This window comes from Lysinibacillus sp. TE18511 (assembly GCF_054062295.1).
In genome coordinates this window covers 1-24,062 of record NZ_JBSSFD010000002.1, presented here as the reverse complement: position 1 = coordinate 24,062, position 24,062 = coordinate 1, and the positions used below count along the sequence as shown (strand labels likewise).

The 24,062-nt window shown below is 37.7% G+C and carries 22 protein-coding genes, 8 tRNA genes and 1 rRNA gene; 29 read left to right on the top strand and 2 right to left on the bottom strand.

Going from position 1 to position 24,062, the window contains the following annotated elements:
- The first annotated feature begins 813 nt into the window (after nucleotides 1-813).
- Nucleotides 814-951, top strand: coding sequence for an Lmo0850 family protein (locus tag ACVWXS_RS01485; RefSeq protein ID WP_004232019.1), 138 nt, complete (start codon nucleotides 814-816; stop codon nucleotides 949-951).
- Between the two features lie 81 nt (nucleotides 952-1,032).
- On the opposite strand, the gene ACVWXS_RS01480 is transcribed toward ACVWXS_RS01485, so the two are convergent.
- Nucleotides 1,033-2,220, bottom strand: a complete 1,188-nt coding sequence (locus ACVWXS_RS01480) for an FtsW/RodA/SpoVE family cell cycle protein (RefSeq protein ID WP_068986746.1) — start codon at nucleotides 2,218-2,220, stop codon at nucleotides 1,033-1,035.
- Nucleotides 2,221-2,706: 486 nt separating this feature from the next.
- Here ACVWXS_RS01480 and ACVWXS_RS01475 point away from each other — a divergent pair, with 486 nt between their 5' ends.
- The 7 genes from ACVWXS_RS01475 to ACVWXS_RS01445 all read left to right on the top strand — a co-directional run bounded on the left by ACVWXS_RS01475 (nucleotide 2,707) and on the right by ACVWXS_RS01445 (nucleotide 11,227).
- Complete coding sequence (locus ACVWXS_RS01475; RefSeq protein WP_068986747.1) at nucleotides 2,707-3,459, top strand: hypothetical protein; 753 nt, start codon at nucleotides 2,707-2,709, stop codon at nucleotides 3,457-3,459.
- Nucleotides 3,460-3,674: 215 nt separating this feature from the next.
- Entirely contained in the window at nucleotides 3,675-4,754 is a 1,080-nt protein-coding gene (locus ACVWXS_RS01470) for a D-alanine--D-alanine ligase (RefSeq protein WP_374964979.1), read from the top strand.
- An 11-nt stretch (nucleotides 4,755-4,765) separates the two neighbouring features.
- Nucleotides 4,766-6,133, top strand: a complete 1,368-nt coding sequence (locus ACVWXS_RS01465; RefSeq protein WP_456955523.1) for a UDP-N-acetylmuramoyl-tripeptide--D-alanyl-D-alanine ligase — start codon at nucleotides 4,766-4,768, stop codon at nucleotides 6,131-6,133.
- Nucleotides 6,134-6,248: 115 nt separating this feature from the next.
- Nucleotides 6,249-6,947 (top strand): alpha/beta hydrolase, encoded by a 699-nt coding sequence (locus tag ACVWXS_RS01460; protein ID WP_368637612.1) that lies wholly within the window; start codon nucleotides 6,249-6,251, stop codon nucleotides 6,945-6,947.
- A gap of 346 nt (nucleotides 6,948-7,293) precedes the next feature.
- A complete protein-coding gene (locus ACVWXS_RS01455) occupies nucleotides 7,294-8,823 on the top strand; it encodes a DEAD/DEAH box helicase (RefSeq protein ID WP_402987516.1) in 1,530 nt (509 codons plus the stop codon).
- A gap of 459 nt (nucleotides 8,824-9,282) precedes the next feature.
- Nucleotides 9,283-9,762, top strand: coding sequence for a PH domain-containing protein (locus ACVWXS_RS01450; RefSeq protein WP_368637614.1), 480 nt, complete (start codon nucleotides 9,283-9,285; stop codon nucleotides 9,760-9,762).
- A complete protein-coding gene (locus ACVWXS_RS01445) occupies nucleotides 9,755-11,227 on the top strand; it encodes a PH domain-containing protein (protein ID WP_456955520.1) in 1,473 nt (490 codons plus the stop codon). The genes ACVWXS_RS01450 and ACVWXS_RS01445 overlap by 8 nt, the downstream gene beginning before the upstream one ends.
- Nucleotides 11,228-11,635: 408 nt before the next feature.
- Here the strand turns inward: ACVWXS_RS01445 and ACVWXS_RS01440 are convergent, their stop codons facing one another.
- Nucleotides 11,636-12,253, bottom strand: a complete 618-nt coding sequence (locus ACVWXS_RS01440) for a rhomboid family intramembrane serine protease (protein WP_456955518.1) — start codon at nucleotides 12,251-12,253, stop codon at nucleotides 11,636-11,638.
- Between the two features lie 64 nt (nucleotides 12,254-12,317).
- Between ACVWXS_RS01440 and acpS the strand changes: the two genes are divergently transcribed.
- From acpS to ACVWXS_RS01335, 21 genes are all read left to right on the top strand, one after another.
- On the top strand, nucleotides 12,318-12,671 hold the full coding sequence (acpS, locus tag ACVWXS_RS01435) for a holo-ACP synthase (RefSeq protein ID WP_068986755.1): 354 nt from the start codon (nucleotides 12,318-12,320) through the stop codon (nucleotides 12,669-12,671).
- Nucleotides 12,672-12,927: 256 nt separating this feature from the next.
- Nucleotides 12,928-14,031, top strand: a complete 1,104-nt coding sequence (locus ACVWXS_RS01430) for a LolA family protein (protein ID WP_368637616.1) — start codon at nucleotides 12,928-12,930, stop codon at nucleotides 14,029-14,031.
- A 215-nt stretch (nucleotides 14,032-14,246) separates the two neighbouring features.
- Nucleotides 14,247-15,368, top strand: a complete 1,122-nt coding sequence (gene alr, locus ACVWXS_RS01425; RefSeq protein WP_368637617.1) for an alanine racemase — start codon at nucleotides 14,247-14,249, stop codon at nucleotides 15,366-15,368.
- 336 nt (nucleotides 15,369-15,704) lie between these two features.
- Nucleotides 15,705-15,992 carry a hypothetical protein gene (locus ACVWXS_RS01420; protein ID WP_368637629.1) on the top strand — a complete coding sequence of 96 codons (288 nt, stop codon included), beginning with the start codon at nucleotides 15,705-15,707 and terminating at the stop codon, nucleotides 15,990-15,992.
- A gap of 4 nt (nucleotides 15,993-15,996) precedes the next feature.
- Nucleotides 15,997-16,347 carry a type II toxin-antitoxin system PemK/MazF family toxin gene (locus ACVWXS_RS01415; protein ID WP_008177055.1) on the top strand — a complete coding sequence of 117 codons (351 nt, stop codon included), beginning with the start codon at nucleotides 15,997-15,999 and terminating at the stop codon, nucleotides 16,345-16,347.
- A gap of 402 nt (nucleotides 16,348-16,749) precedes the next feature.
- The gene (locus ACVWXS_RS01410) at nucleotides 16,750-17,151 is read left to right on the top strand and encodes an anti-sigma regulatory factor (protein ID WP_368637618.1); all 402 of its coding nucleotides are present in this window, start codon (nucleotides 16,750-16,752) and stop codon (nucleotides 17,149-17,151) included.
- A 12-nt stretch (nucleotides 17,152-17,163) separates the two neighbouring features.
- The gene (locus ACVWXS_RS01405; protein WP_402987500.1) at nucleotides 17,164-18,159 is read left to right on the top strand and encodes a PP2C family protein-serine/threonine phosphatase; all 996 of its coding nucleotides are present in this window, start codon (nucleotides 17,164-17,166) and stop codon (nucleotides 18,157-18,159) included.
- Between the two features lie 73 nt (nucleotides 18,160-18,232).
- A complete protein-coding gene (locus ACVWXS_RS01400) occupies nucleotides 18,233-18,568 on the top strand; it encodes an STAS domain-containing protein (RefSeq protein WP_368637620.1) in 336 nt (111 codons plus the stop codon).
- Nucleotides 18,565-19,035, top strand: a complete 471-nt coding sequence (rsbW, locus tag ACVWXS_RS01395; protein ID WP_368637621.1) for an anti-sigma B factor RsbW — start codon at nucleotides 18,565-18,567, stop codon at nucleotides 19,033-19,035. Before ACVWXS_RS01400 ends, rsbW begins: the two co-directional genes overlap by 4 nt.
- Nucleotides 19,013-19,798 carry an RNA polymerase sigma factor SigB gene (gene sigB, locus ACVWXS_RS01390; protein ID WP_368637622.1) on the top strand — a complete coding sequence of 262 codons (786 nt, stop codon included), beginning with the start codon at nucleotides 19,013-19,015 and terminating at the stop codon, nucleotides 19,796-19,798. The genes rsbW and sigB overlap by 23 nt, the downstream gene beginning before the upstream one ends.
- A gap of 388 nt (nucleotides 19,799-20,186) precedes the next feature.
- The gene (locus ACVWXS_RS01385; protein WP_456955512.1) at nucleotides 20,187-22,361 is read left to right on the top strand and encodes a Tex family protein; all 2,175 of its coding nucleotides are present in this window, start codon (nucleotides 20,187-20,189) and stop codon (nucleotides 22,359-22,361) included.
- A gap of 65 nt (nucleotides 22,362-22,426) precedes the next feature.
- A complete protein-coding gene (locus tag ACVWXS_RS01380; RefSeq protein ID WP_368637624.1) occupies nucleotides 22,427-22,888 on the top strand; it encodes a SprT family protein in 462 nt (153 codons plus the stop codon).
- A gap of 91 nt (nucleotides 22,889-22,979) precedes the next feature.
- Nucleotides 22,980-23,056: transfer RNA gene (locus tag ACVWXS_RS01375), tRNA-Asn, on the top strand.
- Between the two features lies 1 nt (nucleotide 23,057).
- Nucleotides 23,058-23,129: transfer RNA gene (locus ACVWXS_RS01370), tRNA-Glu, on the top strand.
- A gap of 35 nt (nucleotides 23,130-23,164) precedes the next feature.
- A tRNA-Asp gene (locus ACVWXS_RS01365) sits at nucleotides 23,165-23,240 on the top strand.
- Nucleotides 23,241-23,245: 5 nt separating this feature from the next.
- Nucleotides 23,246-23,320 (top strand) — tRNA-Gln (locus ACVWXS_RS01360).
- Nucleotides 23,321-23,335: 15 nt separating this feature from the next.
- A tRNA-Lys gene (locus ACVWXS_RS01355) sits at nucleotides 23,336-23,408 on the top strand.
- Between the two features lie 69 nt (nucleotides 23,409-23,477).
- Nucleotides 23,478-23,563 (top strand) — tRNA-Leu (locus tag ACVWXS_RS01350).
- A 19-nt stretch (nucleotides 23,564-23,582) separates the two neighbouring features.
- A tRNA-Arg gene (locus ACVWXS_RS01345) sits at nucleotides 23,583-23,659 on the top strand.
- 21 nt (nucleotides 23,660-23,680) lie between these two features.
- A tRNA-Gly gene (locus ACVWXS_RS01340) sits at nucleotides 23,681-23,754 on the top strand.
- Nucleotides 23,755-23,968: 214 nt separating this feature from the next.
- Nucleotides 23,969-24,062 (top strand): 16S ribosomal RNA (locus ACVWXS_RS01335); the annotation flags it as partial.

The following is a 24,062-nucleotide window of genomic DNA, read 5'->3' as shown; positions in this document are numbered from 1 at the left end:
ACTTTCATACGATATTTTAGTATGTATATTCTACCTCTCTTGTTCTTGTTATTACAAGGAGACGGAGAATAAAACACTTTTAATGCTTAATAATGGCTTACATTTAACTTCTTTCAGCAAGTGTTTTATGTAACGTAAGTGAAACGGCAGTTACAAGTGTTTTATGTAACGTAAGTGAAACGGCAGTTACAAGTGTTTTATGTAACGTAAGTGAAACGGCAGTTACAAATGTCTTTTGTACCGAAGGCGTAGTGACAGGTACAGATGTCTCCCGCAGCTATAGGTATCCAAACAACCGCTGAAATTAGAGGAACTCAGGCTAAGAGCTTCACATCCTGTGAAAACGCCTGAGTGACCAACGTCGTGTTGCTGACGCTACGTTAGCACTGCGCTTTCGCACAAAAAACATCTGTTGGCCTAAAACCTCCGGACGCAATTACAACGAAGCATAATTGAAAGTATAATGTATAAAAAAATGCAGACTGTTAATACTGGAACTATATTGAGGCTAACGAATTCAAAATCAATTCACCTATTTTTAATTTTTTGTATCGATTGTCGCATAGTGTATTAACTTATTTCTGGGGTATATTACTAGAAGATATATCGGTATGTGTAGGTTTGATTTTTGATATTTATGGTAAATAGTGAAAAGAAAAATTTTACATTGTAACAAAAATGAAAAATTTTAAAGCTGAGTTAAATGGTATGATAAGGAATGAATAAACTTGTCAGACATCATACACATGCAAAAATGAAACTTTTTTGGAAATAAAACGTTTATAAAATCGAGGAAAGATTGAGGTGGAATGTATGACAAAAGAAGTAGATTTGAAAAAGATTGTTTCGAATTTATCGAAATTGGGTGTAACAGCCACTGTAACAAAGTCTCGACTTGAACTTTTAAAAGTGCTAACACCACCAACACAAACTCCGCAAGTTCAAGCTTAACTCGTTTACAAATGAAAATGGGTAGTCTCAATTACAGAGACTACCCATTTTCTATATCTATCATTCTACTTTAGGGACTATTTAATCATCATCATCGTGAGTGGTAAACATGTAGGTACGATAGTGGTAGCGCATGCTAAAAACAAGCCCTATGGCAAGTGCGTTCCCCATTAATGAACTTCCTCCATAACTGATAAACGGTAGAGGAATACCTGTGATAGGTAGTAATTGGATAGTCATGCCGATGTTCTCGAATACATGGAATGTAATCATTGCGATAATACCAGCACATACATATGTTGAGAATGGATCTTTTAATAATAGTGTAGTTTTTGTTAAATGATAGATTAATAAAAAGAACATACAAATAACGAAACTAGCACCAACAAAACCCCATTCTTCTCCAATAACTGTGAAAATAAAATCTGTATGACCTTCGGCAACGTAAACTTCACGACCTTTGAAACCCTTCCCGAAAATCTCACCTGAACCAATGGCATTTAGGGAAGTAATTAAATGGTATCCCTCACTAGAAGAATATGAATAGGGATCTAACCAAGAATAGATTCGAGCAAACTGATACGGTTTCAAGCCGAATGCTTGTTCTAAAAAATCCTGCATATAGAGTGCCATCCATAAAAAAGTACCACCTACTGCAGCTCCACCTACAAAAATCGGTAAAATGATTTTCCATGATACCCCTGCTACAATAATGAGAGCAGCCGTAATGGCAAAGAATACAAGTGCTGAACCAAGGTCAGGTTGCTCCAAAATAAGAGCTAAAGGTACTGCCAGTGTGAGAGCCATTTTACCTAGCAATAAAAAGTCCGTTTTTATTGATTTAAAAGGATGGACTTCGTGGTGCTTACTAATAAGTCGAGCAAGTGCTAAAATGTAAAAGGTTTTCATAAACTCAGAAGGCTGTATATTTCCAAGTGGTGTATGATACCAGCTTTTAGCACCATTAATTCTTTCACCGATTTGTCCTGTTCCTTCTGGCATGAAGATAAGTAGTACTAATAAGGCGATGCCAAAACCGTACATATACCATGACATCTTTTTATATTGGTCAGGCTCGAAAAACATAACAATACTAATAATAACCGCGCCGATGACGTACCATTGTAATTGTTTAGGGACAAAGTTTGTGCCATATTGACCTGATGTTTGCGCCGATGCAATGGCTAACAAACTTATGACTAAGAAGGTAAGAAGTATAAAAGCGAGCGTCCAGTCAAAACGACTCGCAAAATTTCGTTTATTTTCCATACAAGCCACCTATATTAAAATAGTATTTCTGCACAAGTAAATTTAATGTAAATTATTTCCGATTCAATTTTTAGTTTAACTTCTTTCAGCAGATAATTTTGTACCGAAAGCGTAGCGACAGGTACAGATAATTTTGTACCGAAAGTGCAACGTCAGTTACAGAAGTCTCCCATCTCTATATGTGGGCATCTGCCGTAGATATGAGGCAAATATCAATTCCAAAGTTAGCGTGCCAACGAGAAGCTCGGTGCTTGCTTTCAAAGGGCTTGAAATTCACTTAGATATTTGTAAAAAATGAATAGAATTTTATTCTTTTAAATTTGCTCATTTAGAGTAGTTAACAACATATGTGCTTTCACATGTTTAACATTCATATTATAACGCAAAAAACACTTTTACGCCTGTGTATATTGTTGTGACGACAATTAGCAGAAAATGTTTCAAAAAAATCAAATTTAGTCTTATAATGTAGTGAAGAATGGGGTGATGGTTGTGGCTAAAAAATTGAAGTCAGCTGAAGATTTTATGTATCATATTTATGTTCATATGAATGATGTCGATAAATTTGTCATTTTTAGCGGGCTTAAATTCTCGCAATTTGTGGCTGCGCTTGAACCACTGCATCACTTACTGTTGTTAAAACATTCCTATGAAGATGGTTCCTTTAATATGCATACACAGTTTGATTATATACCAGATGAGGAAGTACATCGATTTGTAAAAAAAGCTGCTGAATCAAAAGAATTGTGTTGGGTAGACTTCATGGATGAGAAGAGGCTAGACCAACTAACACCGATGGAACAAGGAGAATTGCTTTACATAAGTCATAAAAAGGAATCGATTACTTCACCGTTTTTTAACAAATTACAAAATCGATTTGTCTACTATTCTTCAGACTTAGAGAAGATGACTAAAATTTATTTTCGTCATTTAAGTGATTCTGATTTACTTGTTGCCAATGTTTTTAACAGTTTAATTCGTGAGAAGGAACGTAGCACTGGTTTTTGGCGTCGGAAAGTAAAATCAAGTATTCCTTCTATTTCACCTGAATTTTTGCGTGCTTATCGTTCTTTTGCTAAAGATGGGGCGCTGTTATCATTATATCGAATCGAAAAGCCTAAAGTAGCTTACGGTATCGAAATTCGTAACCTGTCAGAATATACCTTCCCTGATGAAGTGTGGGATGATTTAAATACAATTTTGAAAAATGAGCACGATGAATTGATTTATATTATTTAACTTCTTTCAGCAGGTGTCCAAAAACCTGCTGAAAGAAGTTAAAGTTCGGACGCAATTATGCCGAGGCATAATTGATTCGTTCATTCTCATTTTGTACGTAGAATGAATATACACTCAAATCTCACCGTCAAAATTACGGTGAGATTTTTATGTCATTAGTCAAGACGTTTCATGATAAACTAATAGTACTCAAGAAGTATGTGGAGGGCACAAAAATGAAAAAAAGAATCGGTCTATTATACGGCGGAAAGTCAGCAGAGCATGAGGTGTCATTGTCGACGGCACGTGCAGTCACTGGAGCTTTGAATTTCGAGGAGTATGAAGTATATCCGATTTTCATTACACTTGAAGGGGAATGGCGCCGTGGTGAGCGTCTAACAAAACCAGCAAGTACAATTGAAGAATTACAATTTGGTAATGATGCAACTGTTTTGGAAAATAATATAACAGATTTTTTAATCGATAATAATGGTAAAGCTATACAATTTGATGTAATTTTCCCATTGCTTCATGGTACAAATGGGGAAGACGGAACAGTTCAAGGTTTACTAGAGGTTCTAAATTTGCCGTATGTAGGAAATGGTGTGTTAGCATCATCAGCTGGCATGGATAAAGTAATTATGAAGCAATTATTTGAAATTGCTGGTTTACCACAAGTGCCGTATACGTACTTTATTCGTAGCGACTGGGCTAATGAACAGGGAGCGATCATTGCTCGCTGTGAAGAAAAATTGGATTGGCCGATGTTTGTGAAACCTGCAAACTTGGGATCGAGTGTCGGAATTAGTAAGGCAACAAATCGCGATGAATTAGTGAAGGCTATCGAAATAGCCTTACAGTATGATCGTAAAATTGTAGTTGAGCAAGGTATTGTAGCTCGAGAAATTGAACTAGCTGTGCTAGGGAATGACTTCCCGGAAGTTTCTGTACCCGGTGAAATTAAACCAGTAACTGAGTTTTATGATTATGATTCGAAATATAAAGATGGCTCAACAGCTCTGATTATTCCTGCAGAGCTTCCTGAGAATGGAGTATCAAGTTTACAGGAGCTAGCAAAGCGTGCGTTTAAAGCTATTGATGGAAGCGGTTTAGTGCGTGCGGACTTTTTTGTGACGGCAGATAATAGCATTTTTATTAATGAAGTGAATACAATGCCAGGTTTTACACCTGTTAGTATGTATCCGCTTCTTTGGCAACATACAAATGTAAGCTATCCAGAGCTTATTAATCGTCTGATTAATTTAGCAATTGAGCGTTTTGAAGAAAAACAACAGCTTCACTATAAAAAAGACTGAGTGGGATTATTTTGAAAAAAACATTGAAGCAGTTAGCTGCATGGTTAAATGATGAAGTACCAGCTTTTGGCGATACAGTTGTATCAGGAATTTCTATTGATACACGAACAATTCAACAAGGGGATCTTTTCGTACCATTTCGTGGGGAGAAGGTCAATGGACATAAATTTGTTCTGCAAGCTTTTGAAAAAGGGGCAGGAGCTTCTCTTTGGCAGAAAGATGAACCAAATCCACCACAAGGTGTACCATTGCTTTTTGTAGACGACTCAGAGCTTGCGTTACAGCAAATGGCAAGTGCCTATCGTAATGAGCACAAGGCTAAATTTATTGGGATTACTGGTTCAAATGGTAAGACATCCACGAAAGATATTTTAGCAGGAACGCTTGCACCATTCTTTAAAGTACAGAAGACAATTGGGAATTTTAATAATCAATTAGGCTTGCCGATTACGGTTTTACAGCTAGATGAAGATACGGATGTTGCCGTGCTTGAAATGGGTATGAGTGGATTTGGTGAAATTGAATTTTTAACGAAACTTGCTCGTCCACATATGACAGTGATTACTAATATTGGCGAGGCTCATATGCAAGATTTAGGCTCACGTGCGGGAATTGCTAAAGCAAAATTTGAAATCATTCAAGGGATGCAATCAGATGGAGTGCTATTTTATGATGGTGATGAACCATTGCTTCAGGAGCTTGTTGCGCAAGAGCAACAGTTAAATGCAATGGCATTTGGCTTAGAGCACGGTAATCTATTGTATGCTGACAATATTGAGGCTACTGCTGATGGTAGTAGCTTCACTACACATGGTGTGATTGAAGGAGATTTCTTTATTTCAGTTCTCGGGAAGCATCAAGTGAAAAATACGTTAGTTGCTATGTTAATTTCTCAAAAGCTAGGTTTAAATGATGATCAAATTCGTGCATCCTTAAAACAAGTGGCCCTTACAGACATGCGCATGCAACAAGTACAGGGAACAAATGGTGCATTGTTTATTAATGATGCATATAATGCCGCTCCAACTTCTGTCAAAGCAGCTATTCAATTTATAGCGTCGACAACGATTCGCCCAGAAAAATGGCTTGTGTTAGGTGACATGCTTGAACTTGGACCAAACGAAAAGAGCTTCCATAAAGACTTATCGGAGGATATCCATGCTGAAGAAATCTCTTATGTATGCTTATTTGGTCCACGCATGACTTATTTAAATGAAGTATTAAAAGAACGTTTTGATGCGGATCATTTGTTATATGTAGAGGATGATTATACGCCAATTATCGAAAAAATACAGCAAGCTAACGAGGAGTCCATCATCTTACTAAAAGGCTCTCGCGGTATGAAATTAGAAACGATTTTACATGCATTTACTGAATAAGATGAAACTTTTATCAGAGGGGATGAAGACCCTCTCTGATTATAAGAAATCGGTGGGACACGCTCTCACCGATTTCTTCATATTATCTTAAGTTTATATTTAGAGGTGAAAGCAATTGTCAGTAGGTGTGTTATGTATACATGGATTTTCCGGAGGACCTTATGAAGTAGAACCTTTTACTACCTATTTACGTGCGAATACAAATTGGCTAATTGAACAACCTACTTTATCAGGGCACGGGGAGGAGTTGCATATGCGTGGATTCACCGCTAAGCATTGGCTGATGGACGCCGAGTTGGCTTTTCGTGCTCTTGCCAAAAAGGTAGATGAAGTAATAGTGGTTGGGTTTTCAATGGGAGGCATTATAGCGTTGTACTTAGCCAAGCGTTATAAAGTGAAAAAGCTCGTGTTATTAAGTGCTGCTGCCAAATATGTGAGTCCTAAGCAACTGGTCAAGGATTTTAAAATGCTTGCTACAGAGGCATACAATCGTAATCTGTCTAATAATGAGCTGTTTTTGCGCTACCGTCATAAGTTTAACAATGTACCTTTAGCGTCAACAATAGAATTCATGAGGCTTGTCCGGATGGTGGAGCCATATTACAAAGATATCCAAATTCCGGTGTATATTGTACAGGGAAAATTAGATGGTATAGTGCCCTATCATACTGCTCAATTTCTATATAATACATTAACCTCGAACGATAAAACTTTGTATTTTTCTGATAAAGGGAAGCATCATATATGTTATGATGAAGGTTGCTCTGAATGGTTTCCGCAGGTTTTATTGTTTTTAAAGGGCTCCGCAAAGTAGTCAGATTATTACGACTCATGCGTTATCGTTGCATACGGTTTAAAGCCATGTTAGACTAGTGTAAGCAATGGATACATTTTGTGCGAAGACTCTTCATACTTTGGTTGAAGAGTACTTTTTTTTGAACACAACGGTTTTATTCTAAAGTGAAAAATTACGACAGAATCGAACCGCTCGGTAAAGACCGGGCTTTCCTTTTCATATAAGAGAGCTCTATGTGACATCATGTAGAGAAAATTTTTAAGTAACGGAAACGTTCCACAACACAGGCTCGAATTTGCCGACAACTTCATCTGAAAATGTAACCATTTGTCAACTTAAAAGCAGAAAAAGGAGATTGAGAAGTTTGACAAATTTTTCAGAATTAAATATTAGCGAATCTACATTACGCTCAGTAAAGCGTATGGGATTTGAAGAAGCAACACCAATCCAAGAAGGTACTATTCGTTTTGCCATTGAAGGTCGCGATGTATTAGGCCAAGCGCAAACAGGTACTGGTAAAACTGCCGCTTTCGGGATTCCACTTATTGAAAAAATCGATCCAAAAAACCCTAATATCCAAGCATTGGTAATTGCTCCAACTCGTGAATTAGCGATTCAAGTTTCAGAAGAGCTTTATAAAATTGGTTATGATAAACGTGTGAAATTGTTATCAGTTTACGGTGGTCAAGAAATCGGCCGTCAAATCCGTGCACTGAAAAATAAACCTCAAATTATCGTAGGTACACCTGGTCGTATAATTGACCATATTAATCGTCGCACTTTAAAATTAGAAGATGTTCAAACATTGGTACTTGATGAAGCTGATGAAATGTTAAACATGGGCTTTATCGATGATATTAATTCAATCTTAGAAAATGTGCCTTCTGAACGTCAAACATTATTGTTCTCAGCAACAATGCCACCAGCAATTCGCAAAATTGCTGAAACATTTATGCATGATCCAGAAATCGTAAAAATTAAAGCAAAAGAATTAACAGTTGATAACATCGATCAATATTTTGTGAAGTCTGCTGAGCGTGAAAAATTCGACATTTTATCTCGTTTATTAAACGTCCACCAACCAGAACTTGCTATCATCTTTGGACGTACAAAACGTCGCGTGGATGAGCTTGCACAAGCGTTATCAATTCGTGGTTACCTTGCTGAAGGAATCCATGGTGATTTAAGCCAAGCGAAACGTATTTCTGTGTTACGTCAATTTAAGGAAAATAAAATTGATATTCTTGTGGCAACAGATGTAGCTGCTCGTGGGCTTGATATTTCTGGTGTAACACATGTTTATAACTTTGATATTCCTCAAGATCCTGAGTCTTATGTTCACCGTATTGGTCGTACAGGTCGTGCAGGTAAATCAGGTCTTGCAGTAACATTTGTAACACCACGCGAAATGGGTTACCTACGTATTGTAGAAGAAACAACGAAAAAACGTATGACACCACTTCGACCACCAACATCGGACGAAGCTTTAGTGGGTCAACAACGCCTATCTATGGAGACACTAGAAGGTCTTATTGCGAACAATGATTTAGGTGATTATCGTATACTTGCGACAGAATTACTTGAAAACCATGATGCAATCGATGTTGTAGCTGCTGCACTTCGTTCATTAACAAAAGAGCCAGATGACTCGCCAGTAACAATTACTGAAGAACGACCATTACCAATGCGTCGTGAGCGTTCTGGTAACCGTGGCGGAGGAGATCGCGGACGCGGTGGTAACCGTAGCTTTAATGGACGTCGAGAAGGCGGACGTGGCGGAGATCGTCGTGGTGGAAGTGGAAATGGAAATCGTCGAGAAGGCGGACGTCGTGACGGAGGTCGCCGTGAAGGTGGACAAGGTCGTTCACGCGCACCACGTCGTCACGAAGACTAACTTTATCTTCATCAAAATGATTAAACCTTACAGTCAAAGTGCTGTAAGGTTTTTTATTGTGGTATACATAAAATGTGGAGGAATAATCTACACCGACAGATAAAAAACGAGAGGTTTCTGTACTTGATAAGATCTTTGGGAAATAGAGAAAGGAGAAGCCTAGCAAAACAGTTGAGGATGCTACGAATTGTGCCCCATCCCAACGTTTGCTTTAAAACCATTTTTTTAGCTCATCACCAAAAGTTGGGATGACATTTATTTAGATTTAGGCCCTGTATAAAAGTTGATTGGAGTGGATGGGACCCTGGAGCGAAGCGGCTCATCGGACGCCCTCGGGAAAGCGCCCAGTCGGAACGGAAATTAACCACACGGTATAATTATGAACCATTTTTTGCATATTTTTGAAACAAAACGATTATTAATTTCGTATACAAAGTTATAGAAAGAGAGGGAACAACTTTGAGAGCAGAACCAATTCATAAAATTTCTCGAAAAGGGTTAACAGTGTGGCGTTTATATGGAGTATTGCAAACGTTACTGCTATTAATCATAGCCGTGTTAGTATGCTACGGTACCTATTATTTTGAATGGCCATCATTTATTTATTTCATTGCAGTTGCTGTAGTCATACTAAGTGCTGTCCTATCTGCTTATCTATTTCCGAAGATCAGATGGGAACGATGGCGCTATGAGGTGCGTGAAAATGAGATTGAGGTGCAACATGGTTTATTTGTTGTTAAACGTACACTCATTCCGATGGTGCGCGTACAACATGTTGATACGACACAAGGGCCGATATTAAAAAGATATGGTTTGGGTAATATTTCAATATCGACAGCGGCAACTGTACATACAATCCCAGCACTTGTCATGGAAGAGGCTGATGGGCTTCGTGCCCGTATTTCGGAATTAGCAAGGGTGGCGGAAGATGATGTCTAAGGAAATAAATCGTTTACACCCAGTATCGGCTATTATTACAAGTGCGAAAGCATTAAAAAGTATGATTATACCTGTTGCCATTATTATTGTAACGAATGGTTTTAATTTTTCTTTTAATTTTCATAGTGAACATTTTTTTCAAACGGTTTTATTGTTCGGTGTATGGGGAGTAGCTGCTTTACTTTCGCTTGTTAGTGGTATTGTTAAATGGCGTACATTTGTCTATTGGTTTGAAGATGGAGAGTTACGTGTAAAATACGGCTTGTTTGTTAAAAAGAAACGTTACATCCCGTTTGAACGTATTCAAAGTTTAAATTACAATGAGGGTATTTTACATCGCTTATTAGGCTTAGTAAAGGTGCAGGTTGAAACTGCAGGAAGTAAGGATGGGAAACCTGAGGTAGAGTTAACGGCAATACGAAAGGCAGCAGCAGATGTCATAGAGTTGGAAATGCACCGTGCAAAAAACCAAGTAATTGAACAAACAGCTGATGAGCGATCACTTCCAATAGAAGAGGAAGTATTGATTCCGACGATTTATCGTATGTCTATACGTGATTTACTTGTATTGGCAACAACTTCAGGTGGTATTGGGGTCGTGTTGTCGGGACTTGCAGCAGCCGTCTCTCAGTTTTCAGATATAATCCCATATGAAACGGTCTTTCACGAGCTAGCTGACTTCGTGAAAATTGGTGTATTTTTAGTTGCGCTAATAGTGATGCTTATCCTCATTGTGGCATGGGGTGTGTCGGTGGTCATTACGCTGATCAATTATTATGATTATACAGTCCGAATTGAAGACGAAAAGCTTATTATTACAAAAGGGCTGCTTGAGAAAAAGCGAATTACATTGCCTTTAAATCGAATTCAGGCCATTCGAATTGTAGAGAATCCATTGCGACAATGGTTTGGCTTTGCAACTGTAGTTGTTGAGAGTGCCGGAGGAAACGGTGAAGATGGGAAAGATAAAAAAATTACGCTATTCCCGCTTATTCAGAAAAGGGATTGTCTGCAAACGTTAGAACAGCTTTTTCCAGAGATGAATTGGCGTCCAGAATTTATCCGTACGCCAAAGCGAGCTCGTTCATTTTTTTACCGAATTGATTTTATTTGGCTCATACCTATAATTGGAGCATGTAGTTATTTCTTATATCCGTATGGGTTGCTTTCATTGCTGTTAATTCCAATAACGATATTACTTGGTATTTGGCAACATAAAACTGCTGGTTATAAGATCGATAGAAAGCAATTAACTATGCAATATCGTGTGTTCAGTCGCATAACAATTTTCATGGAGAAAAAACGTATACAATCTATTGAAAGTACGCAAACGTATTTCCAAAGAAGAAAAAATGTTATGTCTATAAAAGCAACGGTAATGTCAGGAATGACTGGTATGACAGGGAATGTGCCGAGCTTAGAGCAGCAAGATGCTGAATCAATATTATCTTGGTATGAACATTAAATTTACTATCTGGCTAACCCTTACAATTTATAGTGAGGATTAGCTTTTTTTATCTGTAAATTTAGGTAAATACTGTATATAATAGAGTAGTGAAATAAACAGAATATGCGGAATTTTATTTGAATATGGCTCATCCAAAAAAGCGCATTTAGAATTGCTGGATTTAAGTGATGTAGATAGATTATTTGCATTGACTGATTGTTCGAGGGAGACATTGCGAGAATGGCTACTCTTTGTAGGTCATGGTAGAGGACTCAAAGTGATTCGTAAACTGAGTGGAACAATAATAAAGAAAGCGAAGGAAAATATGAAATTGAAGAAGATGAGGATGACGCTCTAGCATAAAGCAGAAGAGGAGTATTCTCCAGTGATAGCTTATCACCGTAAGAAAACTCCTCTTCAAGATTGTTATTTACCTGCCATCTTTTGTTTGCGCCAGCTTAAAATTCTATTTGGATGTAAGTATATGAGTCCGAGAAGGAATCCTGCTACTAAACCACCTAAGTGAGCATAGACATCATTTTGCTGTAAAAAAGTCATAATAACACTGATAATAATAATTGGTAAAATAAGTTTACGAAGCATTGGCATTGTGCGGCGTGTATAGAAGACAAGCGCCCCGAAAGCACCGAATATTCCGAATATAGCACCGCTTGCGCCGAGACTTGCATAACTACTATCACTAAATAGATAGGTTGCTATGTTTCCTACAATACCAGATAATAAATAAATCGTAATAAAGCGAGCCTTACCAGCGATTTTTTCAAGCTCCGGTCCGAATAAAAACAGTGAAAACATATTAAAGAAAACATGCGAAAAGTCAACATGTAAAAACATTGCGGAAATAACACGCCACCATTCACCTTGTTGTATAAAGGCGTTCACTTGGACTCCGTAAATCTCTATGAGTTTTCCTACACCAGGTAAAAGAGTTAATACATAAATAATAAAATTAATCGCTATTAACGTCGAAACAATGGGATAATACTTTGTATATTGTTTAAAGTTTTCTGTTCTGCTAAACATGGCTCCACCTCGATTTACAATTATTATACATGGCTTTCGGGAAATAGGAAAAGGAGAAGTTCATATGATTAAAGGAATTGGTCTCGACATTGTAGAGATCGACCGTATTGTTAAAGCAATGATGAGAACAAATAAATTTAAAGACCGCATTTTATCTGAAAAGGAAAAAGTTTTGTTTGATACACATTCAGAAACTCGTAGAATAGAATTTTTAGCTGGACGATTTGCTGCAAAAGAAGCATTTTCAAAAGCATTAGGAACAGGTATCGGTGAAGAATGTAAGCTTCATGATATTGAAATTTTAAGAGGGGAAGCTGGTAACCCAGTTTTATATTTTAAAGGAGAACTAGTAAATGGTTTTGTTAGTATTACCCATACTAAGGAATACGCAGCGGCACAAGTAATATTATTACAATAAATAATGATAAACACAGCTTTCGCCATATAAAACATAAAAAAGGCTCATCACCAAAACACCAAAAGTTGTGGGTGGCATTTGGCCGCCTACAGGAAAACGCCCAGTCTGAACGGAAATCAACCACACGTTATGATGATGAGCAATTGAAAAGTAAATAAATTTCTGATAAATATATTGCCTTTTCTTCAAAAGACATAACTGACAAATACGGTTCATATATTGTCGTAGTGGATTTGAAAGAAGAAAGGGTGAAAGCGTGGGCAACCGTATAGTTAAATGGCTCGTCTTACTTTGTACGATAATACTTTTATCGGCATGTGGTGCAACCTCACAGGAAAAAGTGTTGAAGAAAGTAAATGGAAAATGGGCAGAGACAAATGGTTATGAGTTGAACGCTACGATGGAGATTAAATCTGGTGGGGAGCCGAGAAAATATGATGTAACAGTTTGGCATACGAAACCTGATTTCTATCGAGTAGAAGTAGTAGAAAGTGGGAAAGATGTTTCACAAATGATTGTGCGAAACGCAGATGGAGTTTTTGTAGTCACACCTACTTTAAACAAAATGTATAAATTCCAAAGTGATTGGCCAAAGAAAAATAGTCAGGCTTATTTAATAGGGGCACTAGCAGAAGATTTAGCTGAAGATAAAAATTTAGTCATGAAAGAGGAAGACAAAGCATATATATTTGAAGCGGCTACTAGAAATAGCTATAAAAATAGTATGCCTCATCAAGTTATAACGGTTGATAAGAAAACAATGCTACCAACTTCAGTAGTAATTATGAATGATGTAAAAGAAGAGCAAATTCGTATCACATTTAAAAATATAAAATTAGGTGTCCAACACGCAGCTAAAGAGTATGCGGTTGAGCAATTTACGGAAACAGATGAAACAAAAGGTGAACAAGCTGCACCACCAGCAAAAGATAGCAAAGACAGCAAAGAGAACAAAGAGAGCACAGACAACAACGAAGGCAAAGATGAAAAAGAAGGAAAAGAAGCAGTAGGTGCTGAAGTCGAATATAAAGAGTTCCAAACACATTACCCTGTTGTGAATTGGGCGAAAATGGTGGATGAGCAAGTTATTCAAGATGGTGGAATGGAACGTGTCATCTTAACATTCGAAGGTGAAAAGGCATTCACGGTAATGCAACAACCAGCTATGAAAGGAAATGCTATGTTACCGGTATCAACTCCTGGCGATCCAGTTGATTTAGGCTTTACGATTGGGGCTATTACAGATACATCTATTAGCTGGGAAAAAGATGGCGTCGCATTCTTTGTAGCGTCGAGTAAATTGACTCGTGAAGAAATGGTGGAAGTTGCAGCTTCTATGACGATGAGTAGTATGAAGTAATGCTTCAAGCTACAGCTTTCTGCAGGAAGCTGTAGCTTGCTAAGTAAATAGTGTAGTTTTGATGAATAGTAACTGTTTAGAAAGTGTTAAGCCATATATTATACGATAGAGGTTATGTAGAAAAAAAGTCTAATATAGAATAACTTGGGTACAATAGATAAAAAGAAATTAAAGCAATACATAATGTTTTAATAAAAAATAAAGAGGGTATTCTAATGAAGATACAGCAGTATTTTAGACCAACCAAAGCAATTGTAGACTTACACGCAATCCAACAAAACGTAAAAAATTTAAAAAAGCTACTTCAACCTAATGTTCAAATTATTGCTGTAGTAAAGGCAAATGCATACGGTCATGGAGATGTAGCAGTTGCAAAAGCGGCACTTGAGGCCGGCGCAACAATGCTTGCTGTTGCAACACCTGACGAAGCATTACATATTCGAGCACATTTTGAAGAACCAGACATACTTATATTGGGTGCCTCACCTGTTTCGTTTGTACCATATGCTGCAAAGCAGCGCATAATTCTTACGGCATTTGCAAATGAATGGGTACAACAAGCTGCTCCGCTCATAGCTAATGAAGAAAATCCTTTACGACTACATATAAAAGTAGATAGCGGAATGGGTAGAATTGGTGTTCGTTCCGAGCATGAATTATTGGATCTTTATCGAACAATACAAAATACGGTGAATGCTGAAGTTGATGGGATATTTACACACTTTGCGACAGCAGATGAAGAGGATACATCATACTTCGATAGCCAGGCACATTTTTTTGAGAAATGTGTAACTGTATTGCCTGAAAAGCCTAGACTTGTTCATGCATCAAACACGGCTACATCCTTAGTGAAAAATGCGCATTTACAATTTGACGCTGTTAGATATGGTATTTCAATGTATGGATTATCACCATCTCCTTATGTGGAAGGTGTTTTACCATTTCCGTTACAGCCGGCGTTTTCACTCGAGAGTGAGCTAGTACATGTGAAACATTTACAAGCAGGTGAATCAGTTGGCTACGGAGCTGCATTTGTAGCCCCTTCTGATATGTGGATAGGAACAATACCAGTAGGTTATGCTGATGGAGTAATTCGTAAACTAGGTGGACAAGAAGTATTAATTGATGGACAAAGAATGCCGATTGTTGGACGAATTTGTATGGACCAATGTATGGTTGCCTTGCCAAAAGCATATGCTATAGGTGAGAAAGTAACACTCATTGGTCGTCAAGGGCAGGATGTTATTTCAATGAATGAATGGGCAAGGAAGCTTGAAACCATTAATTATGAAGTACCATGCATTATTACAGCAAGAGTTCCTAGATTATACATTTGACTTTAGCCTCAGCTGAGAAGAAGTTTCTTCTCCGTAGAGGAAAAGAATTTTGTATAGGTGGTCTTAAGTAAAGTCAACGTTTACTTTGGACAAATGAATACTATACAAATGCTATTTAAAAAACTTGGTAAATGAACTACTACTGGAGAAAATGTTAATACTAAAAAGCTGAGCAATTCACAATTGGTGATCTATTGCAAGGTGAATGTATCGGCATATACCTTCGACAACCAACATATTATTACAACTTGGACTTTAAATTGTAAGATATTGTGTCATTTCGTGTCTTTTCAACAATATCTTTCAATGGTAGAATGGGTAGTAATGAAAAAGTGGATGGTTCCGTTGGAGGTGCTTGCTGTGTACGAGAAAAGGTTAAGAGAAGCTACAATTGCTGTTCAAGACAGACTATTTCTACAAACAAAGGAAGTAATTGAAAGTGAATCTTTGGCGCGTACTTTGTCGCGCGTAGTTTTAATGCAGGAGCAACCAAATCAAATACGGGAAGCTATGATGAAAGGATATGTTGAAATGTCTCATATTAATCTGAAGATTGCAAGTGAATGCTTGCATGCAGAATATGAAGCACAACATACAGTGGAGCGTCTCGTTAGCGGGGGATGACACTTTGAATGTAAAACGTGGTGACGTTTTTTTTGCAGATTTATCGCCGGTAGTTGGGTCCGAGCAAGGGGGCACTAGACCGGTGCTAATTATTCAAAATGATATTGGCAATCGATTTAGTCCGACTGTCATCATCGCAGCTATTACTGCACAGATTCAAAAAGCAAAGTTACCGACGCACGTTGAAATCAATGCTGAAAAGTATGGTTTTGAACGTGATTCGGTTATTCTGCTTGAGCAAGTGCGAACGATTGATAAGTCAAGATTGACTGATCGTATTACGCAACTTGATCATGCTGTGATGGAGAAAGTTGATGGTGCATTGATGATTAGTTTAGGACTTGTTAAATTTTGATATACATATGTGTATAGAGGTATCGGGATGATTTTTCATCTCGATGCTTTTTTTGTTGCTTAAATAGTTCTTTACCATAAATTGAATTTACTTTTCAAAAATGGTATTAATAGATTAAAGATGAAGTAAAGATTTATATCTAGAATAGATTTTTGAAAAATTTTCCGAGAGGTTTAAGGAAAAATACATAGAATTTTATGGATTAATACTAAAACCTGTTCTTGATTAAAAAGTAAGCTGATATAAAAACACATGGAGCGAGGGAGGTACGCCCTCATAAAGCGTAGAGTGGAATGTGTTATTCAAGTACATTTTTTGGTAAAGAGCCTGAAATAAAAAATAATCAAGCAGGTCGAATGAAAGTGTAAGAGTAAAACTCCGAAAGGAATTGGGGGAGCAACAGTGACATTTAAGTCTTCGGTTGAAATTATTACTGAGTGGGATATAGTTGCAGCAAGACAACTGGGGCGTGACGAAGCAAAGGCACTTGGATTTGGCATTGTTGATCAGGCTCGAATCACCACAGCTATTAGTGAGTTAGCTCGAAATATATATTTATATGCAAGGGTAGGTGTCATTGAAGTTGAAAAAGTTGAGACGGACGTTGAGAAGAAAATAGTTGTTATTGCAACTGATCAAGGTCCAGGAATAAAAGATGTTCGGAAAGTGATGGGGGATGGCTACTCCACTTCAGGAGGGCTCGGTGCAGGCTTACCGGGCGTTAATAGATTGATGGACAGTATGGTTATACAATCGGTTGTCGGAGAAGGTACGACGATAAGGGCTGAAAAACGGTTGCGTTAGGATGTGAAAATATTGAAACAATTAGAATCTCAATATGAGAAGATTTTGTCGGATTACATGTCCGATCAAACCGAAAAGAATTTGTATATTGCTCAAAATTTCACTCGTCAATTAATTCAAAAGAATATTTCGCCTGAGGATGTTGTAAATATTCATAAAAATGCAGTTGGAAAGATCTTTCCGGATAGAGTGGGGGAAGATCAGCCCGCATATGATTTTCTTATCGAAGTAATGGTGCATTACGGAATGGCGCATAGAGAGCATCAAAGCCTGCTACAAATACAAGCAGAGTATGAAATGGAAATGAAAATTGCTACAGACATTCAAAAAACATTACTTAAAACAGTCGTACCACAACTATCGAGTATTGATATAGGAATGATATCGATTCCGTTCCGTAAGATGAATGGAGACTATGTGCATTTTTTGCATGATCGAGAGGATTATTTAAGTGTAGCTGTGACTGACGTAGTTGGTAAAGGTGTTCCAGCTGCATTGTGCATGTCTATGGTGAAGTATGGTCTTGAAACGTTAGAATACGCTTATAAAGATCCTTCGTATGTATTAGAAGTCATCAATCGAGTAATTGAAAAAGGTGTAGATGACAGTATGTTTGTCTCCATGTTTTACGGTTGCTTGGATATACAAAACAGTATTTTTTCATATGCTTCTGCAGGTCATGAGCCAGCGCTGCATTATAGCGCTAAACAGGGTGAATTTTTCTCTCTAGAAGCGAAAGGGCTATTATTAGGTGTGTTGTCTGAATCAAAATATTCGTATAATGAAATTTTTTTAGAAGATAAAGACATCGTAATAATGATGACAGATGGTGTTACTGAGTTCAGATCGAGGGATGATTTAAATTCACGTGAGATCATTACATCATTGATAGTGGAGAATAAGCATGTATCAGCGCAGCAACTATGTAATCTGCTTTATAAGCAAATTGAAAAAATACAGGATTTTAAACTATCAGATGATTTTACGGTAGTCATTATAAAAAATTAGATGTTTAAGTTTATTTTTTTGTAATTAAGGGAAAAGAAGAATAGTCTCACAAATATGGTGGAGGTGTGTTGTAATGGATATGGCGATACATTTTAAAGAACTGGATAATAAATTATACGGATTTGTTGAGGGTGAAATAGATACTTTTACTGCTTCAAGGCTAAGAGAGGAATTAGAAGCAGTGAAGATTACGGAAGGATTAGAAATAGAGCTGAATTTATCAAAAGTGAATTATATGGATAGTACAGGTCTGGGGATATTTGTCGCCTTTTATAAAAGAGCATTACGTGAAAAGGGTAAAGTTAAACTTGTTGGTTTATCGAATAGACTACAAAGATTATTTGAAATTACTGGTTTAAGCGACTTAATGGATATTGAGACTGATAAAAAGGTGGAACTACGAAAATGAAGGAATTTGATTATATTGAGATAAGGGTTCCTGCAAAACCGCAATTTGTCAGCGTGATTCGATTAACAGTTTCTGGTTTAGCTAGTCGTATTGGATTTAATTATGATGATATCGAGGACTTAAAAATTGCAGCAAGTGAAGCAGTAACGAACGTTGTACATCATGCCTATAAGGATGATGAAGAAGGCGAAATCGTTATTGGTTGCGCTTTGTATGAAAATAAAATAGAAATGATGATTGCAGATTATGGCAATAGTTTTAATTTTGAGGAGATAAAGTCGAAAATTGGTCCGTATCACCCTGAAGAGAGTATTGCGGGACTACGTGAAGGTGGTTTAGGACTGTATTTAATGGAAACTTTGATGGATGAGGTGATGATAAATAACGATGGTGGCGTAACTGTTTTCATGACAAAGTATGTCGCTAGAGAGCAGGTGGAAAAAAATGTCGAAAGAATCGTTACATAAATCTTCATCCAGGGAAGATGTATTGAAATGGATTGCATTGTACCAGTCAACAGAAGATGATGAAGCGCAAACAAATTTAGTGATTCATTATCAATATTTAGTTGAGTCGATTGCACGCAAATATTCGAATAGTAAATTTTATAGTGATGATATTGCTCAAGTAGGTATGCTGGGGTTGCTAGGTGCAATAAAACGTTTTGACCTTAATGTTGGTCGAAGTTTTGAGGCATTTGCTGTGCCAACGATTGTGGGAGAAATCAAGCGCTTTTTACGCGATAAAACATGGGATGTTCACGTACCAAGACGAATAAAAGAATTAGGACCGCGAATTAAAACAACAGTGGAAACGTTGACAATTGAGTTGCAGCGTTCTCCATCTATTAAGGAAATCGCGGATCAATTAGAGGTGCAGGAGGAAGAAGTATTAGAAGCTATGGAGATGAGCCGTAGTTACCATGCTCTTTCTATGGATCATTCAATAGAATCAGATTCTGACGGAAGCCCAGTAACGTTATTTGATATTATGGGTGAAGAAGATGACGGCTATGAAATGACTAACAAAAGAATGGTGATTTCTGATGCAATAAGTGTTTTAAGTGAGAGAGAAAAACAAATAATTCAGCTTACATATTTAGAGCAACTTACTCAAACAGAAGTTGGAGAACGATTAGGAATTTCTCAAATGCATGTATCTAGAATACAAAGGAAGGCAATAAAGAAATTACAGGAGGCTATCCTAGCAAGTGATGGCGTTTCGCTCTAAATTTTTGATGAGGCGTTGAGTGCTATTAAGTTAAATATCCTAAAGTAATAAACGCTTCTTACTTATTAGAATAGAAATAATAGTTTTTTATTGAGCGATAAATGGATTTTTTTGTTGTGATTTCGCTAATATATTTCCATTTTTAACTGATTGTAGCTACGGGCTACCCGAGTGCTCTGTCGCTTCGCTTTCGTCGTAGAGCAGAGCTTCCTGCAGGAAAGCGAGTAGTCCGTAGCGGAACCCAGAGCCTTCTAATTAATTAGGGAGGATAAAGATGGTTATTCAACACACCTGTTAAAATAGTTTGCTCTACTTTCAGAGTAGACTATTTTTTTGCATTTTTAGTAAAGTGTAATGGTAAAATGAAAATAAAAAAGGTAGTGATGATGTGGAACAAAAGCAAATGTTACAGCTCATTGCAAAAGATGTAGCTATCAAGCCAGGTCAAGTCGAGGCTGTTATAAAATTATTAGAAGAAGGAAATACCGTGCCATTCATTGCACGTTATCGAAAAGAAGCTACTGGGTCCCTTGATGAGGTACAGATTAAAGCTGTAGAGGATCGCTATCACTACATACAGCAGCTTGAGCAACGTAAAGAAGAGGTTATACGATTAATCCAGGAACAAAATAAACTAACTCCTGAATTAGAACAAGCTATTCGAGTAGCAACTGTTTTACAGCGTGTAGAGGATTTATATAGACCTTATAAACAAAAACGCCGAACAAAGGCGACAATAGCGAAAGAAAAAGGGTTAGAACCACTTGCAGATCTTCTATTAGAGTATCGTAGTGATGCATTAGAACAATTAGCGATGGCTTTCGTAGATGAAGAGAAAGTTGCTAATGTAGAGGATGCATTAGCTGGGGCACGAGATATTTTAGCAGAGCGTTTTGCTGATGACGCAGCAATCCGTGAAAAAATTCGTTCGTATTCCTGGAAAGATGGAGTACTCGTAACAAGTGTGAAAAAAGCAGAGGCAGACGAAAAAAACGTTTTCGAAATGTATTACGAATACGAAGAGCCTGTAAATCGCATCGTTCCACACCGTATATTAGCTGTTAATCGTGGTGAGAAAGAAGAAATATTAAAGGTGGCAATTCATGTACCAGTAGATCGAGTATTGATGATTATGTGGAAGGAATGGATTCCTGCTACAGGTTCCTCTCCAGCAATTGCTGAAGTGAAGCTAGCAATTGAGGATTCGTATAAGCGTCTAATTCAGCCTTCTATTGAAAGAGAGTTACGAAATGAACTTACAGAGAAGGCAGAAGCGCAGGCTATCCATATTTTCTCTGAGAATTTACGCAATCTTTTATTACAGCCTCCGATGAAAGGGAAGTATGTATTGGGTGTTGATCCAGCCTACCGTACAGGCTGTAAATTAGCTGTTGTAGATGAAACAGGGAAAATGTTAGAGGTTACAGCCGTTTATCCACATCCTCCAAAACCGAATGTAGCAAAATCAAAAGCAATTGTGAAAGGAATTTTGACAAAATATCCAATTACTATAATTGCTATCGGTAATGGTACTGCCTCACGCGAAACAGAACAATTTATTGCAGATGTATTGAATGAGCTTGAAACTGATGTAGCCTATGTTATTGTCAATGAAGCGGGAGCATCTGTTTATTCAGCCTCTGAAATTGCACGTACAGAATTTCCGGATTTACAAGTAGAGCAACGTAGTGCAGTTTCTATTGCACGTCGCCTGCAAGATCCGTTGTCGGAGTTAGTGAAAATTGAGCCAAAAGCAGTTGGAGTAGGTCAGTATCAACATGATGTCTCTCAAAAGAAATTGACGGAGTCCTTAACATTTATAGTAGAAACAGCGGTTAACCAAGTTGGCGTTGATGTTAATACAGCTTCAGCTTCACTACTACAATACGTTTCCGGATTATCGAAAACGGTTGCGGAGAATATTGTGAAGGTACGAGAAGAAAATGGACAATTTACGACACGTGCTCAACTAAAGAAAATTCCACGACTTGGTGCCAAAACGTATGAACAAGCAATTGGTTTTTTACGTGTTCCAGAAGCAAAAAATGCATTCGACGCGACGGGTATTCACCCTGAAAGCTATAGTGTAGCAGAGCGGATTTTAGAGGTAGCGCAAATTGATAAAAAAGAGATTGGGACGCAGAAGGCGGAGGAATCTATTGCATCCCTAGGTGTACAAAATTTAAGCGAGATTTTAGGTATTGGAGCAGTCACAATTCAAGATATTGTAGATACATTAATGAAACCTAGTCGCGATCCACGTGATGCATTCCCTCAACCACTACTGAAAACGGATGTATTAAAAATGGAAGATTTACAAGTTGGGATGGAATTGCAAGGTACAGTGAGAAACGTAGTTGATTTCGGAGCATTTGTAGATATTGGAGTGAAGCAGGACGGGCTTGTGCATATTTCTAAATTGCAAAAAAGACGTATTAAACATCCATTAGAAGTTGTTGCACTAGGAGATATTGTAACGGTTTGGGTAGAACAAATAGATGTCAATAAAGGGCGTATCGCTTTAACGATGCTTCCTCCTAAAATTCAAACGATCGAAGTGTAATAAATTAATACCACACTGTCTATACTACGCAGTGTGGTATTCTTGTTGTTAGAGGTGAACTAGCTATGAACAATGAGGAACTACAAAGTCTTATCAGTAGAATATCATTAGAAAGTTTCCAGAAGCCATTTATGCATCAAGCATATTTTAATCCAAGATTACGTTCAACGGGTGGACGTTATCTTTTACAATCACACAATATAGAAATTAATCCAAAAGCGTATGAACTATATGGTATTAACGAAGTGGAGGGTATAGTTCGCCACGAATTATGTCATTATCATTTACATTTAGAAGGTAAGGGATATCAGCATCGAGACAAAGATTTTCGAGAGCTATTAAAAAAAGTAGGGGCACCTCGATTTTGCTCAGCATTGCAAACACCAAAAACTTCTCGGAAAAAGCAACGTCGTCTCCTTACATATACATGTGTAAAATGCCAACAAATATATGTAAGGAAAATTAGAATGAATGTAGAGAAATACTGCTGTAGTAAGTGTTTAGGTCGCTTAAAACTAGTGGAATAAAAAAACTTAATAAAAAGGGTTGACGTTTACTTGATATATCCCTATAATAGTAAAAGTCGACAAGATAACGACGACAAAACATATGGATTATTCCGAAGTAGCTCAGTTGGTAGTAGCACCTGACTGTTAATCAGGTTGTCGCAGGTTCGAGTCCTGCCTTCGGAGCCATGGCCCCTTGGTCAAGTGGTTAAGACACCGCCCTTTCACGGCGGTAACACGGGTTCGAATCCCGTAGGGGTCATTTTATAGTTTTATTTATAAAAATATAGAAACATTGGTCCCGTGGTGTAGCGGTTAACATGCCTGCCTGTCACGCAGGAGATCGCCGGTTCGATCCCGGTCGGGACCGCCACTTATTGGGGTATAGCCAAGCGGTAAGGCAACGGATTTTGATTCCGTCATGCCTAGGTTCGAATCCTAGTACCCCAGCCATTCATTTCTTAGTTTGAGCCATTAGCTCAGTTGGTAGAGCATCTGACTTTTAATCAGAGGGTCGAAGGTTCGAGTCCTTCATGGCTCATCTCTTTTAAGAAGAAAGGTTGACTTTTACGATTATTATAATATAATGAAAAAAAGTCGCTAATTGAATGCGGTCGTGGCGGAATGGCAGACGCGCTAGGTTGAGGGCCTAGTGGGGGCAACCCCGTGGAGGTTCAAGTCCTCTCGGCCGCACCAAGTCGATTTATCAATACATGCGCCCGTAGCTCAATTGGATAGAGCGTCTGACTACGGATCAGAAGGTTATGGGTTCGACTCCTGTCGGGCGCGCCATTTAAATAAATATTATTTCTTGCGGGTGTAGTTTAATGGTAAAACCTCAGCCTTCCAAGCTGATGTCGTGAGTTCGATTCTCATCACCCGCTCCAAAAAAACTTTTTAAAAACTTGTTGACAATCAAATCTTTATGTCGTAAGATATAAGAAGTTGTCGATAAGAGATAACAACATGAACCTTGAAAACTGAACAAGCAAAACGTAATCAATAAAGTTTTTAGTAGCTAACCTTGAGTTAGTGAACGAAACAAAATTTTGGACATCAAACATGATGCCAGCAAAACAATTTGAGCTAATCAAATTTCTTTTTATGGAGAGTTTGATCCTGGCTCAGGACGAACGCTGGCGGCGTGCCTAATACATGCAAGTCGAGCGAACAGAGAAGGAGCTTGCTCCTTTGA

Excerpts from the sequence above, each read along its gene's own strand:
- ACVWXS_RS01485 (WP_004232019.1), top strand. The coding sequence starts at position 814 with ATGACAAAAGAAGTAGATTTGAAAAAGATTGTTTCGAATTTATCGAAA.
- ACVWXS_RS01480 (WP_068986746.1), bottom strand. The coding sequence starts at position 2,220 with ATGGAAAATAAACGAAATTTTGCGAGTCGTTTTGACTGGACGCTCGCT.
- ACVWXS_RS01475 (WP_068986747.1), top strand. The coding sequence starts at position 2,707 with ATGGTTGTGGCTAAAAAATTGAAGTCAGCTGAAGATTTTATGTATCAT.
- ACVWXS_RS01470 (WP_374964979.1), top strand. The coding sequence starts at position 3,675 with ATGAAAAAAAGAATCGGTCTATTATACGGCGGAAAGTCAGCAGAGCAT.
- ACVWXS_RS01445 (WP_456955520.1), top strand. The coding sequence starts at position 9,755 with ATGTCTAAGGAAATAAATCGTTTACACCCAGTATCGGCTATTATTACA.
- ACVWXS_RS01440 (WP_456955518.1), bottom strand. The coding sequence starts at position 12,253 with ATGTTTAGCAGAACAGAAAACTTTAAACAATATACAAAGTATTATCCC.
- acpS (WP_068986755.1), top strand. The coding sequence starts at position 12,318 with ATGATTAAAGGAATTGGTCTCGACATTGTAGAGATCGACCGTATTGTT.
- alr (WP_368637617.1), top strand. The coding sequence starts at position 14,247 with ATGAAGATACAGCAGTATTTTAGACCAACCAAAGCAATTGTAGACTTA.
- ACVWXS_RS01420 (WP_368637629.1), top strand. The coding sequence starts at position 15,705 with ATGGTTCCGTTGGAGGTGCTTGCTGTGTACGAGAAAAGGTTAAGAGAA.
- ACVWXS_RS01400 (WP_368637620.1), top strand. The coding sequence starts at position 18,233 with ATGGATATGGCGATACATTTTAAAGAACTGGATAATAAATTATACGGA.
- rsbW (WP_368637621.1), top strand. The coding sequence starts at position 18,565 with ATGAAGGAATTTGATTATATTGAGATAAGGGTTCCTGCAAAACCGCAA.
- sigB (WP_368637622.1), top strand. The coding sequence starts at position 19,013 with ATGTCGAAAGAATCGTTACATAAATCTTCATCCAGGGAAGATGTATTG.
- ACVWXS_RS01380 (WP_368637624.1), top strand. The coding sequence starts at position 22,427 with ATGAACAATGAGGAACTACAAAGTCTTATCAGTAGAATATCATTAGAA.